16 protein-coding genes are annotated in these 16570 nt (G+C 62.0%); 10 read left to right on the top strand and 6 right to left on the bottom strand.

All coding sequences use genetic code 11. The features are described from left to right. The first annotated feature begins 7 nt into the window (after positions 1-7). The gene (locus tag ACP15R_RS12150; protein WP_424986677.1) at positions 8-1012 is read left to right on the top strand and encodes a GlxA family transcriptional regulator; all 1005 of its coding nucleotides are present in this window, start codon (positions 8-10) and stop codon (positions 1010-1012) included. Beyond that, a complete protein-coding gene (locus tag ACP15R_RS12145; RefSeq protein WP_424986676.1) occupies positions 1009-1533 on the top strand; it encodes a GNAT family N-acetyltransferase in 525 nt (174 codons plus the stop codon). The genes ACP15R_RS12150 and ACP15R_RS12145 overlap by 4 nt, the downstream gene beginning before the upstream one ends. Here the strand turns inward: ACP15R_RS12145 and ACP15R_RS12140 are convergent. Continuing rightward, complete coding sequence (locus ACP15R_RS12140; protein ID WP_424986675.1) at positions 1509-2606, bottom strand: PQQ-dependent sugar dehydrogenase; 1098 nt, start codon at positions 2604-2606, stop codon at positions 1509-1511. The two genes, ACP15R_RS12145 and ACP15R_RS12140, sit on opposite strands and share 25 nt — an antisense overlap. Before the next feature lie 166 nt (positions 2607-2772). Here ACP15R_RS12140 and ACP15R_RS12135 point away from each other — a divergent pair, with 166 nt between their 5' ends. The 6 genes from ACP15R_RS12135 (at position 2773) to ACP15R_RS12110 (ending at position 8474) form a co-directional block, all read left to right on the top strand. Next, a complete protein-coding gene (locus ACP15R_RS12135; protein ID WP_424986674.1) occupies positions 2773-3963 on the top strand; it encodes an ABC transporter substrate-binding protein in 1191 nt (396 codons plus the stop codon). Positions 3964-4079: 116 nt separating this feature from the next. Next, entirely contained in the window at positions 4080-4862 is a 783-nt protein-coding gene (locus ACP15R_RS12130) for an ABC transporter ATP-binding protein (protein WP_424986673.1), read from the top strand. A 99-nt stretch (positions 4863-4961) separates the two neighbouring features. Further along, on the top strand, positions 4962-5783 hold the full coding sequence (locus ACP15R_RS12125; protein ID WP_424986672.1) for an ABC transporter ATP-binding protein: 822 nt from the start codon (positions 4962-4964) through the stop codon (positions 5781-5783). A 4-nt stretch (positions 5784-5787) separates the two neighbouring features. After that, positions 5788-6798, top strand: coding sequence for a branched-chain amino acid ABC transporter permease (locus ACP15R_RS12120; protein WP_424986671.1), 1011 nt, complete (start codon positions 5788-5790; stop codon positions 6796-6798). Continuing rightward, positions 6795-8096, top strand: a complete 1302-nt coding sequence (locus tag ACP15R_RS12115; RefSeq protein ID WP_424986670.1) for a branched-chain amino acid ABC transporter permease — start codon at positions 6795-6797, stop codon at positions 8094-8096. Before ACP15R_RS12120 ends, ACP15R_RS12115 begins: the two co-directional genes overlap by 4 nt. A 129-nt stretch (positions 8097-8225) precedes the next feature. Next, a complete protein-coding gene (locus tag ACP15R_RS12110; RefSeq protein ID WP_424986669.1) occupies positions 8226-8474 on the top strand; it encodes a hypothetical protein in 249 nt (82 codons plus the stop codon). Between the two features lie 14 nt (positions 8475-8488). Here ACP15R_RS12110 and ACP15R_RS12105 read toward each other — a convergent pair whose 3' ends face one another. Next, complete coding sequence (locus tag ACP15R_RS12105; protein ID WP_424986668.1) at positions 8489-10033, bottom strand: helicase HerA-like domain-containing protein; 1545 nt, start codon at positions 10031-10033, stop codon at positions 8489-8491. Positions 10034-10549: 516 nt separating this feature from the next. On the opposite strand from ACP15R_RS12105, the gene ACP15R_RS12100 reads away from it, so the two are divergent. Next, positions 10550-11173, top strand: a complete 624-nt coding sequence (locus ACP15R_RS12100; RefSeq protein WP_424986667.1) for an invasion associated locus B family protein — start codon at positions 10550-10552, stop codon at positions 11171-11173. 80 nt (positions 11174-11253) lie between these two features. Here ACP15R_RS12100 and ACP15R_RS12095 read toward each other — a convergent pair whose 3' ends face one another. The 4 genes from ACP15R_RS12095 to ACP15R_RS12080 are packed head-to-tail and all read right to left on the bottom strand — an operon-like array spanning position 11254 to position 15518. Continuing rightward, positions 11254-12462 carry a beta-ketoacyl-[acyl-carrier-protein] synthase family protein gene (locus ACP15R_RS12095; RefSeq protein WP_424986666.1) on the bottom strand — a complete coding sequence of 403 codons (1209 nt, stop codon included), beginning with the start codon at positions 12460-12462 and terminating at the stop codon, positions 11254-11256. A 17-nt stretch (positions 12463-12479) separates the two neighbouring features. Continuing rightward, positions 12480-12737 carry an acyl carrier protein gene (locus ACP15R_RS12090; protein WP_424986665.1) on the bottom strand — a complete coding sequence of 86 codons (258 nt, stop codon included), beginning with the start codon at positions 12735-12737 and terminating at the stop codon, positions 12480-12482. Positions 12738-12771: 34 nt separating this feature from the next. Further along, positions 12772-13863: a UDP-3-O-(3-hydroxymyristoyl)glucosamine N-acyltransferase gene (lpxD, locus tag ACP15R_RS12085; RefSeq protein ID WP_424986664.1), complete on the bottom strand. Its 1092-nt coding sequence runs from the start codon at positions 13861-13863 to the stop codon at positions 12772-12774. 35 nt (positions 13864-13898) lie between these two features. Then, positions 13899-15518, bottom strand: coding sequence for a L,D-transpeptidase family protein (locus ACP15R_RS12080; RefSeq protein WP_424986663.1), 1620 nt, complete (start codon positions 15516-15518; stop codon positions 13899-13901). Positions 15519-15924: 406 nt separating this feature from the next. Between ACP15R_RS12080 and ACP15R_RS12075 the strand changes: the two genes are divergently transcribed. Next, positions 15925-16428, top strand: a complete 504-nt coding sequence (locus ACP15R_RS12075) for a YcbK family protein (protein ID WP_424986662.1) — start codon at positions 15925-15927, stop codon at positions 16426-16428. Positions 16429-16570 lie beyond the last annotated feature (142 nt).

Here is a 16570-nt window from a genome sequence, read left to right as displayed (position 1 = left end):
CAGAGCCATGACAGAGCAACGCCAAGTTGTCGATTCCGACATGACGTCGCTGAAACCGCGCCGCTTCGTCTTTGTGCTGCTTGAGAATTTCACCATGCTGAGCTTTGCCTCGGCGCTCGAAAGCCTGCGCATCGCGAACCGGATGGCCGGTCGCGAGATCTATACCTGGCGGCTGATCGGGGAAGGTGGCGACACGATGCGCTGTTCGGCGGGCACGGTGTTTCCGCTGGATGGGGACCTCGACGAGTTGAACCGTGACGACACGGTGCTGATCTGCGGCGGCATCGATGTACAGGCGGCGACCACCAAGCGCCTGCTGGGCTGGGCCCGCCGCGAGGCCCGCAAGGGGCTGCTGGTCGGGGGGCTGTGCACGGCGGCGTTCTCGCTGGCCAAGGCGGGGTTGCTGGATGGCAAGAAGGCGACGATCCACTGGGAAAACTCCGACAGCTTTGCCGAGGAATTCGAAGATGTGATGCTGACCAAGTCGGTCTTTGTGATCGACGGCAACCGCATGACCACGGCGGGGGGCACATCGTCGATCGACCTCATGCTCAAACTGATCGCGGATGAGCATGGCGAAGATCTTGCCAATTCCGTAGCTGACCAGCTGATCTATTCCAGCATCCGCACCGACCAGGACACCCAACGCCTGTCGGTGCCCACGCGGATCGGCGTACGCCATCCCAAGCTGAGCCAGGTCATCCAGATGATGGAACAGAACATCGAAGACCCGATCAGCCCCTCGGTGCTGGCCAAGGATGTGGGCATGTCCACGCGCCAGCTGGAACGGCTGTTCCGGCGCTATCTCAACCGCTCGCCCAAGCGCTACTACATGGAACTGCGCCTGCAAAAGGCCCGCAACCTGCTGATGCAGACCGACATGAGCGTGATCAACGTGGCGCTGGCCTGCGGCTTTGCCTCGCCCAGCCATTTCTCCAAATGCTACCGCGCCCATTACGACACGACCCCCTATCGGGAACGCGGCAGCCACGCGGCGCGGCTGTCGGTGTGATCCGCACCCGCCGGCTGGTGCTCAGAGCGGCCCGCGCCGATGACCTGATGCCGCTGCACGAGATATTCTCGGATGCCCGGACCATGCGCTATTGGAGCCATCCGGCGCATCAGGACCTGTCCCTGACCCGTGATTTTCTGGACTGGTTCCTGCGCCCCGACCCAAAGAACCGCTATGAATTCATCCTCGAGCTTGACGGTGTCTGTGTCGGCAAGGCCGGGGTCTGGGCCAGGCCAGAAGTCGGTTTCATCCTGAACCGGGCCCATTGGGGCAAGGGGCTGGTGCGCGAGGCGCTTGGCGTCATCCTGCCCGGTGCCTTTGCCGCATTCCCGGAATGTGACCACCTGACCGCCGAGGTCGACCCGCGCAACACGGCATCCTGCAGGTTGCTTGAACGGCTCGGGTTCATATGCGACCGCATCCGGGAACGGGACTTTCTCTATGGCGGGACCGAATGGTGCGATACCGCCTATTACCGGTTGCCCCGGCCGGTCGATCACCCGGCGGGCGAGATGCGATAGACCGTGCCCTGCCCGACGGAAATGAACCAGATCGTTCCATCGGGTGCCTCGACAATATCGCGAACCCGTTCGGTCTCGGGGCCGGAAATCCGTTCGGCTTCGCGCAGCGGCGATCCATCAAGCCGGCCGATGTAGTCGAACTTCAACGACCCCACGAACACATCCCCGCGCCAGTCGGGCCACAGCCGTCCGGAATAGACCAGCAAGCCCGACGGCGCGATGGACGGGTCCCAGTAGAATTGCGGTTGCTCCAGCCCCGGCCTGGCGGTGCCCTCGCCGATCTTGCGGCCCGAGTAGTGGCGACCATAGGAAATCACCGGCCAGCCATAGTTGCGCCCCTTGCCGATCAGGTTGATTTCGTCCCCGCCCCGTGCGCCATGCTCCGATGTCCAGAGCCGACCCCGCGCATCCAGCCCCGCGCCCTGCGGGTTGCGGTGGCCAAACGACCAGATTTCAGGCCGCGCCCCCGCGACACCGACAAACGGGTTGTCCGCCGGAACCGATCCGTCGCGATTGATCCGCACGATCTTGCCGTTATGGGCCCCGAGATCCTGGGCAAGGGCATCCTCGCCGCGATCACCGATGGTCACAAACAGCGTGCCATCGCGCCCTTCAACCACACGGCTGCCAAAGTGACGCCCGGCCCGCCCGCCATCCGCGGATTCGAACAGGACCCGCATATTGGTGAGTGCGGTGCCATCGGTGCTCAGACGGGCGGTGGCCAGCGCTGTGCCAGCGCCCCGGCCCTGTGGTTTGGCATAGGTCAGCAGGATGTCGCGGCTGCTGGCGAAATCGCGCGGAACCGTCACGTCGAGCAACCCGCCCTGCCCCGATGCCCGTACCGGCGGGACGCCTTCGACACGGTTCGCGGTGCCATTGCGAACATGCAGCAAGTCACCATCCCGCTCGGTCACCAGAAACCCGTCACCCGGCAGGAAATCGATGGCCCACGGCGTATCGAGCCCGGTAATCATCGCGTCGACCCGCACAGCCCCGACGCGCGTTTCAAGCGCGGCGGCCTGGGTGGCCAGGGTGACAAGCGCGCTGATGGCACCGATCAAAACATGCAGCATGATTAACCTCTTCTTAATTTTTCTACCTAGGCTGGACTCCGCCGAGGGCAATACCACCCAAGGCCATTCTGACCCGGCGGAACCGGCCTCACATGGGACTTTTCTTTTTGGAACGCCTTGCCTAGGGTTCGAATTGAACATTGCGTTCCAACACGGGAGAAACCAAATGAAAAAACTGCTCTTGGCGACAACGGCCACGGCGCTGATCGCGGGCGCGGCCCTGGCGGATGGCCATGCAAAAGAGGTGAAACTTGGCATCCTGATCGGCTTTACAGGCCCGATCGAATCCCTGACCAGCGCGATGGCGGCGGGTGCGGAACTGGCGATGGCGGAAGTCACCGATAGCGGTGCGCTGCTGGATGGTGCGACGGTCACGCCGATGCGCGCCGATACCGGCTGTATCGACAACGGCCTGTCCACCGCCAACGCGGAACGCCTGATCGCCGACGGGATCAACGGGCTGATCGGCGGCGATTGTTCCGGCGTCACCGGCGCGATCCTGCAGAACGTCGCGATCCCCAACGGCATGGTGATGATTTCACCTTCGGCGACCTCTCCGGGGCTGTCGACGATGGATGATAACGGGCTGTTCTTCCGCACTGCCCCGTCAGATGCGCGCGAAGGCCAGGTCATGGCCGACATTCTGAAGGATCGCGGCATCAGCTCGATTGCCCTGACCTATACCAACAACGACTATGGCAAGGGGCTTGCCGATGCCATCGTCACGTCTTTCGAGGCGGCGGGTGGCGAAGTCACCATCAGCGCGGCGCATGAAGACGGCAAGGCGGATTATTCCGCAGAGGTCGGCGCGCTGGCCTCGGCGGGTGGCGACATGCTGGTGGTGGCCGGTTATCTCGATCAGGGCGGACTCGGGATCATCAACGCCTCGCTCGACTCGGGCGCGTTTGACACGTTCGGCCTGCCCGGCGGGATGATCGGCGACAGCCTGCCCGAGAATGTCGGCCCGGACCTGAACGGATCTTTCGGCCAGATCGCGGGGTCCGGCGGCGACGGCATCGAGAAACTGACCGCAATGGCCGGGGACGCGTTTGACGCGACATCGCCCTATACGCCCGAAAGCTATGATGCGGCGGCGCTGTTCATGTTCGCGATGCAGGCGGCCAATTCGACCGATCCGGCCGAATACGGCGCCAAGATCCTCGATGTGGCCAATGCGCCGGGCGAGAAAATCTATCCCGGTGAGCTGGCCAAGGGTCTGGAGATCATCAAGAACGGCGGCGATATCGACTATGTCGGGGCATCGGCTGTTGAACTGATCGGACCCGGTGAAAGCGCCGGCAGCTATCGCGAGATCGAAGTCAAGGACGGCAAGAACGAAACCGTCAACTTCCGCTGAACACGCATTGAGACGACAGAAACAGCCCGGCCATCCTGACCGGGCTGTTTCATAATCGAGAACCGCGCAAAGCGGACCGGAAGAAATGCCGCGATCAATGCGGCGCAGGGGGTGCGATGATCGTCGTTGATGACGTGCACAAGCATTTTGGCGGATTTCACGCGGTGGACGGGGCCTCGCTGGAGATCGTCGAGGGATCGATCACCGGTTTGATCGGCCCCAATGGCGCAGGAAAAACCACTTTGTTCAACGTGATAGCGGGGGTTCTTCAACCCACCTCCGGTCGCGTTACAATGGGTGGTGAGGAGATCACCGGGCTGCCGCCGCATGATCTTTTTCACAAGGGGCTTTTGCGCACCTTTCAGATCGCGCATGAGTTTTCGTCGATGAGTTGCCGCGAGAACCTGATGATGGTGCCCGGCGGACAATCGGGCGAGACATTGTGGAACACCTGGTTCGGGCGCAAGCGGATCGCCGATGAGGAGCGCGCGCTGCGCGCCAAGGCGGACGAGGTGCTGGAGTTCCTGACGATCGAGCACCTGGCCGATCACAAGGCGGGACAGATTTCCGGCGGACAGAAAAAGCTGCTGGAACTTGGCCGCACCATGATGGTGGATGCGCGGATCGTGTTCCTGGACGAGGTGGGGGCCGGGGTGAACCGGACGCTGCTCAACACCATTGGCGATGCGATCATTCGCCTGAACGAAGAGCGCGGCTATACATTCGTGGTCATCGAACATGACATGGATTTCATCGGCAGGCTGTGTGATCCGGTGATCTGCATGGCCGAGGGCAAGGTTCTGGCGGAGGGGACGCTGGACGAGATCAAGGCCAACGAACATGTGATCGAGGCCTATCTGGGGACCGGTCTCAAGAACAAGGACAAGGTTGGCGCATGATGCGGGCCGTGCAGCTGCGCGCCGTTGGCGCGGATCATGGTCCGATTGGGGCTCTGCCCCAAACCCCGGAGTATTTCACCAAAGATGAAGGGGGGCGGCATGTCGGCTGATCCATATGGCGATCGCGGCAACAGGGATCGTTCGATTGCAAACCCGCATGGGATCGGAACCTTGCGTGCCTCGCCCGGCACCGGGCACGGGATGGAAACCGCCAGCGCCTTTCTGATCGGGGACAGCATGACCGGCGGTTATGGCCGGGGGCCGGACATTTTGCATGACTGTACCGTTGCCGTCGACAAGGGGGAAATCGCGGTGATTGTCGGCCCCAACGGGGCGGGAAAATCGACGGCGATGAAAGCTGTGTTCGGCATGTTGGACGTGCGGCAGGGATCGGTGCGGCTGGATGGCGAGGATATCACCGGCCTGACACCACAGGATCGCGTGGTGAAAGGGATGGGGTTTGTGCCACAGACCAACAATATCTTTACGTCGATGACCGTCGAAGAGAACCTGGAGATGGGGGCGTTCATCCGCACCGATGATTTTTCCGACACGATGGCGCAGGTTTATGACCTGTTTCCCATCCTCAAGGAAAAGCGCGCACAGGCGGCGGGGGAATTGTCGGGCGGGCAGCGCCAGCAGGTTGCCGTGGGGCGAGCGTTGATGACGCGGCCCAAGGTGCTGATGCTGGACGAGCCAACCGCGGGGGTGAGCCCGATTGTCATGGATGAGCTGTTTGACCGGATCATCGAGGTGGCCCGCACCGGCATCCCGATCCTGATGGTGGAACAGAACGCGCGGCAGGCGTTGGAGATCGCCGACAAGGGCTATGTCCTGGTGCAGGGGCGCAATGCCTATTCCGGGACCGGCAAGGATCTGCTTGCGGATCCGGAAGTGCGCAAATCGTTTTTGGGGGGCTGACCGAATGGATTTTCTCAACGCCGTTATCGCCCTGGCCAACTACGTCCTGATCCCCGCCATGTCCTATGGCAGCCAGCTTGCGCTTGGGGCGCTTGGGGTGACGCTGATCTACGGGATCCTGCGGTTTTCGAATTTTGCCCATGGGGATACGATGGCGTTCGGGGCCATGGTGACGATCCTCGTGACCTGGTGGATGCAGTCGGTCGGTATCGGGCTGGGTCCGTTGCCGACTGCCCTGCTCGCCCTGCCCTTTGGCATCCTGGGCTGCGCCATGCTGGTGCTGGCGACGGACAAGCTGGTCTATCAGTTCTATCGCGAACAAAAGGCCAAGCCGGTCATCCTGGTGATCGTATCGATGGGGGTCATGTTCATCATGAACGGGCTGGTGAGGTTCATCATCGGGCCGGATGATCAGAACTTTTCCGACGGTGCCCGCTTCATCATTTCCGCGCGTGATTTCAAACGCCTGACCGGTCTTGACGAGGGGCTGGCAATCCGCACCAGCCAGGCCATCACGGTGATTACCGCGATTGTTGTGGTGGCGTTGCTGTTCTGGTTCCTAAACCGCACGCGCACCGGAAAATCCATGCGGGCCTATTCCGATAACGAGGATCTAGCATTGTTGTCGGGGATCAACCCGGAGCGGGTCGTGATGTATACCTGGTGCATCGTTGCAGCGCTGGCCACCGTGGCCGGGGTGTTGTACGGGCTTGATAAATCCTTCAAACCCTTCACCTATTTCCAGCTGTTGCTGCCGATTTTTGCCAGCGCGATCGTCGGCGGCCTGGGCAGCCCGCTTGGCGCCATTGCCGGTGGCTTCATCATCGCGTTTTCCGAGGTCACGATTACCTATGCGTGGAAAAAGATCCTGGTTTACCTGATGCCCGAACCGCTTGAGCCGGACGGCTTGGTGCAATTGCTGAGCACGGATTACAAATTCGCGGTGTCTTTCGTGATCCTGCTGATCGTGCTGCTGTTCCGACCGACCGGTATTTTCAGGGGGAAAGCGCTATGAGCGAGACTGTGAAAAACACCGGGCTGTTTGCCATCGTGGGCGGGTTGATCCTGCTGACCGGGGTGATGCAAAGCTGGAACGCGGCGCTGCTGATCCTGAACATGGGGCTGATCTCGGCGATCATGGCCATTGGTGTGAACCTGCAATGGGGCTTTGCCGGGCTGTTCAATATCGGTGTCATGGGGTTTGTTGCGCTTGGCGGGCTGGCCGCCGTGCTGGTCTCGATGCCCCCGACTCCGGCGGCCTGGGCGGCGGGCGGCGCGGGGATCCTCGCGGGGCTAGTTCTGGGGGCGCTGACGGTGGCGGCTGCGGTTCAGTTGCTGCGGCGGATGCGGGCCGGGGCGGCGCGGAACATCGCCCTTGTTGCCCTGCTGGCGGGCGGTTTCTTTCTCTATCGGGCGGTTCTCGATCCTTCGGTCGAGGCGGTGGAAAAGGTTGACCCCGCGATCACCGGATATCTGGGCGGGCTTGGGTTGCCTGTGATCCTGGCCTGGCCCATTGGCGGGCTGCTGGCGGCGGGCGCGGCGTGGCTGATCGGCAAGACGGCCCTGGGTCTGCGTTCGGATTACCTGGCGATTGCGACGCTTGGCATTGCCGAGATCATCATCGCCGTGCTCAAGAACGAGGACTGGCTGTCGCGCGGGGTCAAGAACGTGGTCGGCATTCCGCGCCCGGTGCCTTATGAGATCGACCTTCAAGGCGATCCGGGATTTGTCGAACGGGCCGCCGGGTTCGGGCTTGATCCGGTCACGGCGTCGACGCTTTATGTCAAGCTTGGCTATGCGCTGCTCTTTACCATCGTGCTGCTGGCGCTGCTCTGGATGGCGCAAAAGGCACTCAACAGCCCCTGGGGGCGGATGATGCGGGCCATTCGCGACAACGAGGTCGCCGCCGAGGCCATGGGCAAGGACGTGACGCGGCGGCATCTTCAGGTTTTTGTACTGGGCAGCGCGGTCTGCGGAATCGCGGGTGCGATGATGACAACGATGGACGGGCAGTTGACGCCCGGCACCTATCAACCGCTGCGCTTTACCTTTCTGGTCTGGGTGATGGTGATTGTCGGCGGCTCGGGCAATAATTTTGGCGCGGTGCTGGGGGCGATGCTGATCTGGTTCCTGTGGGTACAGGTCGAGCCGATCGGTATTTTCCTGCTCGATGTTCTGACCTCGGGCATGGCCGAGGGGCCGCTGAAAACGCACTTGCTGGACAGCGCGGCGCATATGCGTCTGCTGACGATGGGGCTGGTGCTGATCCTTGTGCTGCGGTTCAGCCCCCGTGGCCTGATCCCGGAAAAATAGCGATTTGTCCTGCGCCGTTAACATTTCTTGGGTCGGACGACGCTAAATTCCCCGTACCCGTGCGGTTCGCCGCACGCTAGCGTTCGGATATGAAACCCCTGGCTGTTCTGAGTGAGTATGGAGACTCTTATGAAAACACCCCGTTTACCCGCCGCGCTGATCCTGTCAGGGCTGGTCGTCATGGGCTGCACGCCCTCTCCGGCCGCATACGAAACTCCACCGGTTCAGGTGAAAACCCCACAGGGCATCGTGACCTGCCAGCTCTACACGCCCGAGCGTGTGCTGTGGGATCGCGCCATCGACCGACCGAATTCGATGTCGGTACAGGAAGGCGACGCGGTATGCCGCGCCGAGGGCGAACGCCGCAAGAACGGCTGAGCGTCCGAAAACCCCTAGCGCCCCTTGAACAGCCCGCCAAGAATGCCGCGCACGATGCGGCGTCCGGTGGTGCCCGAAAGCTCTTTCATGACGTTCTTGGTCAGCGCTTCGGCGAATCCGCCGCCGCTCTGCTTGGTTCTGCGTGAGGTTGATCGGCTGACCCGGCTGCCGGAATACCGGCGGCCGGCGTTGAACTCGCGGAACATCGGCTCCATATCTTCGGCCTTTTCCTCGGCGGCGGCGGCTTGGGCTGCTGCCTGCTCGGCCCGCTGTGCCAGGATTTCATAAGCGGATTTGCGGTCCAGCGGCGCGTCATATTTTCCGGCCATGTCCGAAGCCGCCAGATGTGCCTTGCGGTCCTGTGCCGTGATCGGGCCGAGCTGCGACGAAGGCGGGCGGATCAGGGTACGTTCCACGATCCCCGGCACCCCCTTGTCGAGCAGCATCGAAGTGACGGCCTCGCCCACGCCGACTTCCTTGATGGCATCCTCGGTCGAAAAGCGCGGGTTCTCGCGATACGTCTCCGCCGCCAACCTGAGATTTTTGCGATCCTTCGCGGTAAACGCCCGCAGCGCATGTTGGATGCGGTTGCCCAACTGCCCCAATATGTCTTCCGGCACATCGGCTGGGTTCTGGGTGATGAAATAGACCCCGACCCCCTTGGAGCGGATCAGGCGCGCGACCTGCTCGACCTTGTCGATCAGGGCCTTGGGCGCATCGTCAAACAGCAGATGCGCCTCGTCAAAAAAGAACACGAGCTTGGGCTTGTCCGGATCGCCAACTTCGGGAAGTTCCTCGAACAATTCGCTGAGCAGCCACAGCAGGAAGGTGGCATAAAGCCCCGGCGCGCCCATCAGCTTGTCCGCGGCAAGGATGTTGACCTGCCCGCGCCCATCCGCGTCCGTGCGCATCAGGTCGGCCAACATCAGCGCCGGTTCACCGAACAGCTGGGTTCCTCCCTGGTTCTCCAGCACCAGAAGCCGCCGTTGAATCGCCCCGATCGACGCGGTCGAGACATTGCCATAGCGCAAGGAAAGCGTTTCGCGATTCTCTCCGATCCAGACCAGAAGCGCCTGCAGGTCCTTGAGGTCCAGCAGCGGCAGCCCCTCTTCGTCCGACAGCCGGAAGGCGATGTTCAGAATGCCCTCCTGTGCTTCGGTCAATTCCAGCAGCCGCGCCAGCAACAACGGCCCCATCTCGGCCACGGTGGTGCGCACCGGGTGCCCCTGGTCGCCGAACAGGTCCCAAAACGTCACCGGATAGGCCCGGTATCCATAGCTTGTGAAGCCGATCCTGGCGGCGCGCGCAGTGAACGCGTCGTGCAGCTTGTGATCGACCCGTCCGGCCTTGGCCAGTCCCGACAGGTCGCCTTTGACATCGGACAAGAACACCGGCACGCCCGCGTCGCTGAACCCTTCGGCCATGATCTGCAAGGTGACGGATTTGCCGGTCCCGGTAGCCCCCGCAACCAGCCCATGCCGGTTGGCATAAGTCAGGCTGAGCCCCTGCGGGCTTGCATATTCCTCACCGCCGCCACCGATAAAAATCTTGCCATCCATAGCCGCCTGCCCCTGTCTCTGCCGTGCCTGTCGCCCCGACCATACTAACTTAACCTTTGCCTGCCATAGTTAATTCGCTCGCCATTCAGGGTCGCTTGGCCCGGCGGGCACTTCCTCCCTGTTAGACTGGCCGTGCCCTCGGGTACGGCCCTTTTTTCGTCCGGTTGCTGATTCTCTGCCGAAACGCACGGAATTCGCGCCTTTTTCTTGGCATAGCTGTTGACCGACGCGCGGCCCTCTCGTAACCTCGCGCCATAACTAAGTCGGCCAGTCCGACGGGGAGACAACCTATACTTAAAGGGGGCTTTACGGCCCCCTTTTGCTTTTCCGGGAAATACGGGAACAGGCCCCGGTTTTGCGGGCGAAATCCGACCGATCCGCCCAGGCTGGGCGCAATATCAGCCTGACACTGAGCAACCGCCATGCTAAAGCCAGCGCAATTGCGAACTGTGCGCCGCGGATTCGCCGCTGCCGTGCAGAATGCTCCGAGCAACCATAAACAAACGAGACAGGCACATGTTCAAACATCTTTCTCCGATTGCCGCGCTGGCATTGGCCGCGATGACCGTCCCGGCTCTGGCACAACAGGCAGAGGCACCCGCCGCAGACGATGCACCGGCAGCGGCCGACGACAGCGCAACCTCGCCGCAGCTGGACCTGGGCCAGCCGGTGAATGACGGACCCAAGCTCGGCGAGCGGTACTCCAAGGAAAAAATCGGCGACTGGGATCTCGCCTGCATCCGTACCGAGGCTGAAAACGACCCCTGCTCCCTGCTCCAGGTGATGCGTGATGACTCGGGCAACCCGGTCGCGGAAATGTCGCTGTTCCGCATCGAGAATGGCGGTCAGGCCGCCGCCGGTGCGACCATCCTCGTGCCGCTGGAAACGCTTTTGCCGGCACAGCTCACCATCGCTGTCGATGACGCGCCGGGCAAGCGCTATAATTATACCTATTGCAGCCCGATCGGCTGTGCGGCGCAGATCGGCCTGACACAGGAAGATATCGATGCGTTCAAAAAAGGCGGCAAGGCAACCGTGACACTTGTACCCGCCCCGGCCCCGGACCAGGTCGTGTCGCTGACCCTGTCGCTCTCGGGCTTTACCGCCGGCTATGACGCGGTCGATGTCGTTAAACAATGACGTGATCGCAGTCGTCAAACAATAAGACGCAAGACCGCTGACAGTGAATAACGCCGGGCCGATTGGTCCGGCGTTGTTCGTCAGACCTTGCGCAGGACCAGAACCGCGTTCAGCCCGCCAAAGGCAAAGGCATTCGACACCGCCACTTCGACCTTGGCGTTGCGCGCGACATTGGGCACAACATCCAGCGCGCATTCCGGGTCGGCCTCTTCATAGCCAATGGTCGGCGCAACAATCCCGTCGCGCAACGCCATGATGCAGGCCAGCAATTCCACCGCGCCGGTGCCACCGATCAGGTGCCCGTGCATGGATTTGGTGGAACTGATCATCAGGCTGTCGGCATGCGGGCCAAACACATCCGCGACGGCGGCGCATTCGGTCTTGTCATTGGCGGCGGTGCCGGTGCCGTGGGCGTTGATATAGCCCACATCCGACGGCGCAACCCGCGCATCCGCCAAAGCGCCTGACATGGCCCGCGCGGCCCCCTGTTTGGAGGGCATCACGATGTCCGAGGCATCGGACGACATCGCAAAGCCGGCAACTTCGGCCAGGATCTCGGCACCCCGGGCGCGGGCGTGCTCGTATTCTTCGAAGACGAAAATCCCGGCACCCTCGCCCTGCACCATGCCGTTGCGCCCAAGGCTGAACGGACGGCAGGCATCCCGCGACATCACCCGCAACCCTTCCCAGGCCTTGACCCCGCCAAAGCACAGCATCGATTCCGAGCCGCCGGTGATCATCGCCGGCGCCATGCCGCTGCGTACCATGGCAAAGGCCTGGGCCATCGCGTGGTTCGAGCTGGCACAGGCGGTGGACACCGTAAAGGACGGCCCCTTGAGATTATGTTCCATGCTCACATGGCTGGCCGCCGCATTGTTCATCAGCTTGGGCACCACAAAGGGATGCACCCGGTTCTTGCCGTCCTCATAGACACTGCGGTAATTGTCGTCCCAGGTCGAGACGCCCCCGCCCGCCGTGCCCAGAACCACGCCCGAGCGCGCCGAAAGATCACCGTGAAATTCAAGCCCCGACTGGGCGATCGCTTCCTTGGCGGCAGTCAGCGTGAACTGGGTAAAGCGGTCATAGAGCGCGATTTGCTGGCGATTGAACCGGCCTTCCGCCTCGAACCCGCGCACCTGTCCGCCAATGCGGATCGAGAGCCGCTCGACATCCCGGAAATCCAGCTCACCGATGCCGCACCGCCCTTCGCGCATCGCGGCCAGCGTTTCGGGCACCGAATGCCCAAGCGCATTGATCGTGCCGGCGCCGGTGATGACGACCCTGTGCATTGCCACCTCGACCGACCCTAGCCCTTGGCCGCGACGAGCTTTTCGATCCCGGCGACAATGGCAGCGACGCTGGAAATGTCGAAATCGCTCTGGGTCGGCTCGTTCGCGTTGAACGGGATGGAAATGTCGAATTCTTCCTCGATTGCAAAGATGCTCTCGACCAGCCCCAGGCTGTCGATGCCCAGACTGTCCAAAGTGCTGTCCATCGTCACGTCAGTCGGTTCGAGAACGGCCTGTTCCGCGATTATCGCGATGACCTTGTCGCTGATGCTCATAAGTGGTTCCCACGCTGTAGCTTGCGGCGTTGATTTAATCTTTCGCCTCGGCCTTGAAAACAGCCTTTTGTAACGCTGCCACGTCACGGGCCAAACGCGGGAGCCGGCGCTGCGCCTTGTAGATCTCGGTATGGGTTTCCATCTTGATCGCCGGATAGCCCATGATGACACGGCCGGCGGGGGCGTTCGACAGGATCTTGGTGCCGCCCGCGGCGATCACGTTGTCGCCGATAAAGATATTGTCGACGACGCCGACCTGCCCGCCAAGGATCACGTTGTTGCCGATCTCGACCGAACCGGAAATCCCCGCCTGCCCGCATAACAGGCAATCATTGCCGACGCGGGTGTTGTGGCCCACATGGACCAGATTATCCAGCTTGGTGCCGTTGCCGATCCGGGTGTTGCGGATGGTGCCATTGTCGATCGTGCTGTTGGCGCCACATTCCACGTCGTCGCCGATTTCAACCGCGCCGAGCGAATGGATGCGGACCCAGCTCTGGGCTTTGGCGTCGCCCTGGTCGCCCATGGTCTTGCGCACGTTTTCGGCACCGCTCACCTCGGGGGTGACAAAGGAAAACCCGTCCGCGCCGACCCGCGCACCGGGCTGCGCGATATAGCGATCTCCGATGACGACCCGCGCACCGATGCTGACCATCTCGCGCAGATAGGCTTGTTTGCCCAGCCGCGCGCCGGTACCGATCGTGCAATGCGGGCCAATCACCGACCCGTCCCCGATCCGGACCCCGGCGGCAACATAGCTGAACGGTCCGACGGCGACATCATCGGCCAGTTCGGCCGTGGGGTCGATCACCGCGGACGGATGAATGCCTGGCGCAAACCCCTGTCCCGGATCGAGCGCAGAGGTCAGGCTGGACATGGTCATGCGCGGGCGGGCGGTAAAGATCGCCGCCTCAAGCCCCAACTCCTGCCAATCGGCACCCTCCCAGAGGATCGCCGCCCGCGCCTGTCCCTGGCCGAGCGCATCACCGTATTTCGGGGACATGGCAAGCGCCAGATCGTCCTGAGTGGCATCGGCCGGTTCTGCCGCGCCCCGGATGGAATAGGACAGGTCGCCGACCGCTTCGGCGCCAAGCGCGGCCGCAATCTCTTGGATCGTAAATGTCATCATGGTCCCCGTTGCAAACAGCTCCGGGTTTGTGATTACCCCTGAACCGCGCCCAGTGTCACCCCCGCATTCTCGAGCGCGTTCCAGATCTTGGCATCGCGGCCATAGACATCACGGCGGTATTCCGCGCGGCCCTTGGCGTCGATGACGGCGGTACGATAGATCAGGTGAACCGGCACCGGCTGATCCAGCGTGACCTTGGTTTCGCGCCCCGATTTCAGAATGCGCTGGAACGTGCCCTTGGGGTCGTCCGATTGCCGCGCAAGCAGCGCATAGGCAAAGTCGAACGGATCGGCGAGCCGGATACAGCCATGCGAAAACGCGCGAACCTCGCGGTCAAACAGGCTCTTGGACGGGGTGTCATGCAGGTAGATGTTGTACTTGTTCGGGAACATGAACTTTACCAGGCCAAGCGCATTTCGGCTGCTAGGCGGTTGGCGCATCGCATAGGGGAAATTCCGGGCCGAATACTGGCTGAAATTCGCGTTTGCGCGGTTGACCCGCCGCCCGCGGCTGTCGGTGATCTCGATATGGCTTACCGCGTTGGGGTTGTTGCGCAGCTTGGGGAGATATTCCTTGGTCACGATCGAGCGCGGCACATACCAGCTCGGATTGATCACCATGAATTCCATCACATCGGAAAACTCCGGGCTGCGCCGGTCGCTGGTGTTCTTGCCGATCACCGAACGGGTCCGGAAGGTGACACGCCCGTCATCGATGATCTTGGCCGTGAAATCCGCCTGGTTCACCAGCACGTGACGGTCGCCAAGATCCATGTTGATCCAGCGTTCACGCTCCATCGCAACGATCACCGATTTCAGCCGCTGTTGCACCGAGACGTTAATCTCGCTGATTGTTCCCTTGCCGGCTACACCGTCCTCGGCAAGCCCATGCGCGGCCTGGAAACGGCGGACGGCATCCTGCATCGCGGGCCCATAGCTTTGCGAGGCGCTGCGGGTCATGTAACCCATGGTGATCAGGCGATTGCGCAAAGCCACGACGGACGCGCCGGACTCACCCGGCTTGACGCTGCCCACCGCGATGGTTGGTCCCCAGCCGCCCCGCTCGAGCATCTGTTCGAGCCTGAGCTTTTCCTTCATCAGGGCGCGATATTGATCCGATTGCGGCGGCAGGGAGCGCATGAAATCGCGCGGTGTACCGCTACGCGCCAGATCGGTCAGATACCGGCCACGATCGCGATACGGCACTTGCCGCACCAGCCCGCCATCAACGCGCGACGGCACCAGCGTGCCGGTCTGAACATCGCGGGCATATTGCAGGAACACCTTGCTGAGCGCGACCTCGACCAGCCCCAGATCGCGGGTTGTACGGGCGGTTTCCATCTGTTGCCGCAAAGATGCAACCTTGTAGCGCGCGGGCGACAGACCATGGATATCCGCCGCCGACAGCGCCCGCATCAGGGCGACACGGCGCTTGCGATCTTGATCCCCGGCACCGGTCCACAATGGCGCATAGCCATTGGCGCGATAAAAATCCGCGAGATCGCTGTCATCCGCCGCCGTCTCGGCAATTGCCTGTTTGAACGCGGTGACCTGTGCAATGGCGGGTGCCGACCAGATCGCGCAGAGCAGACCGACCGCAGCAATCAATCGCAGGACGTTGAATTCACGGATAAGTTTTGTGTCGACGATCATGGGACATTCCTTGAAACCAATACCAATGCAAAATGCGGGCACCAAAACCCAGAATTGAGCCGCCGGGCGCGCATGTCCATCATAGTTTGCATGCAGGGCTAACACCAAGTTACCCTGATGCCCGATTGCATCGCGTCCTCAGCACCCGCGCGCAGGCGCGTTGCGCGATAATTCGCCGAAATTCCAGCAGAAATGATCCTCGCACAATTCCCAGCTTGGAATGTGGGCGGGATTGTGGCATGAAAACGACACATCAGGGGATGGATGTAACTATGAAGTAAGAATGTGTGCGTAACATCGCGCACGGGCAGGAATAGTAGCGTACAGGACGGCGCAGGACATGAGACAGAACGACTCATCGGGTTTTTCCCGGCGTGCCCTATTGGGTGCATTCGCGGCTACCGCATTGACAGCGGCTCCAACCTTTTCCAACGCAGCAGGGTTTCTTCGGGGTGGTGGCGATATCCGCCGCATCCGCATGTATTCCGGGCGCACCGGTGAACGGCTGGACATGATCTATTGGATCGACGGCGACTATATCAAGGACGCGGTCAAAGAGATCAACTATTTCATGCGCGACTGGCGCACCGACCAGGCCAAGAGCATGGACCTGCGCACCATCGACATCATGGCCGCCGCGCATAACCTGATGGACGTCAATGAACCCTACATGCTGTTGTCCGGCTATCGAAGCCCGCAGACCAACGCCATGCTGCGCAGCCGCTCGCGGGGCGTGGCCAAGAATTCCCTTCACATGAAGGGTCAGGCCGCCGATCTGCGGCTCTCCTCGCGCTCGGTTAGCCAGATGGCCCGCGCCGCAAGCGCCTGCAGCGCCGGTGGTGTCGGGCGCTATTCCCGTTCGAATTTTGTCCACATGGATTGCGGCGTTGTCCGCACCTGGGGCGGCTGACGCCCCGCCCTGTCCACATAAGAACGCACCAGGGAAAGGCCGTTGCTTCACGCAGCGGCTTTTTTCTTTTGACCATCCGATAGCCACAACATGCGCGGTCTCTGGCAGGTCGCCGAAAGCAATCGGGCGGTCGCATCACATG

The organism is Microbulbifer sp. S227A (assembly GCF_049800935.1).
The sequence above is the reverse complement of the archived record's forward strand: the minus strand, read 5'-3'. Positions and strand labels throughout refer to the sequence as shown.

What these genes read in the sequence shown, in the direction of transcription:
- ACP15R_RS12150 (WP_424986677.1), top strand. Translation starts at nt 8, where the DNA reads ATGACAGAGCAACGCCAAGTTGTCGATTCCGACATGACGTCGCTGAAA.
- ACP15R_RS12140 (WP_424986675.1), bottom strand. Translation starts at nt 2,606, where the DNA reads ATGCTGCATGTTTTGATCGGTGCCATCAGCGCGCTTGTCACCCTGGCC.
- ACP15R_RS12135 (WP_424986674.1), top strand. Translation starts at nt 2,773, where the DNA reads ATGAAAAAACTGCTCTTGGCGACAACGGCCACGGCGCTGATCGCGGGC.
- ACP15R_RS12130 (WP_424986673.1), top strand. Translation starts at nt 4,080, where the DNA reads ATGATCGTCGTTGATGACGTGCACAAGCATTTTGGCGGATTTCACGCG.
- ACP15R_RS12125 (WP_424986672.1), top strand. Translation starts at nt 4,962, where the DNA reads ATGTCGGCTGATCCATATGGCGATCGCGGCAACAGGGATCGTTCGATT.
- ACP15R_RS12120 (WP_424986671.1), top strand. Translation starts at nt 5,788, where the DNA reads ATGGATTTTCTCAACGCCGTTATCGCCCTGGCCAACTACGTCCTGATC.
- ACP15R_RS12115 (WP_424986670.1), top strand. Translation starts at nt 6,795, where the DNA reads ATGAGCGAGACTGTGAAAAACACCGGGCTGTTTGCCATCGTGGGCGGG.
- ACP15R_RS12110 (WP_424986669.1), top strand. Translation starts at nt 8,226, where the DNA reads ATGAAAACACCCCGTTTACCCGCCGCGCTGATCCTGTCAGGGCTGGTC.
- ACP15R_RS12105 (WP_424986668.1), bottom strand. Translation starts at nt 10,033, where the DNA reads ATGGATGGCAAGATTTTTATCGGTGGCGGCGGTGAGGAATATGCAAGC.
- ACP15R_RS12100 (WP_424986667.1), top strand. Translation starts at nt 10,550, where the DNA reads ATGTTCAAACATCTTTCTCCGATTGCCGCGCTGGCATTGGCCGCGATG.
- ACP15R_RS12095 (WP_424986666.1), bottom strand. Translation starts at nt 12,462, where the DNA reads ATGCACAGGGTCGTCATCACCGGCGCCGGCACGATCAATGCGCTTGGG.
- ACP15R_RS12090 (WP_424986665.1), bottom strand. Translation starts at nt 12,737, where the DNA reads ATGAGCATCAGCGACAAGGTCATCGCGATAATCGCGGAACAGGCCGTT.
- lpxD (WP_424986664.1), bottom strand. Translation starts at nt 13,863, where the DNA reads ATGACATTTACGATCCAAGAGATTGCGGCCGCGCTTGGCGCCGAAGCG.
- ACP15R_RS12080 (WP_424986663.1), bottom strand. Translation starts at nt 15,518, where the DNA reads ATGATCGTCGACACAAAACTTATCCGTGAATTCAACGTCCTGCGATTG.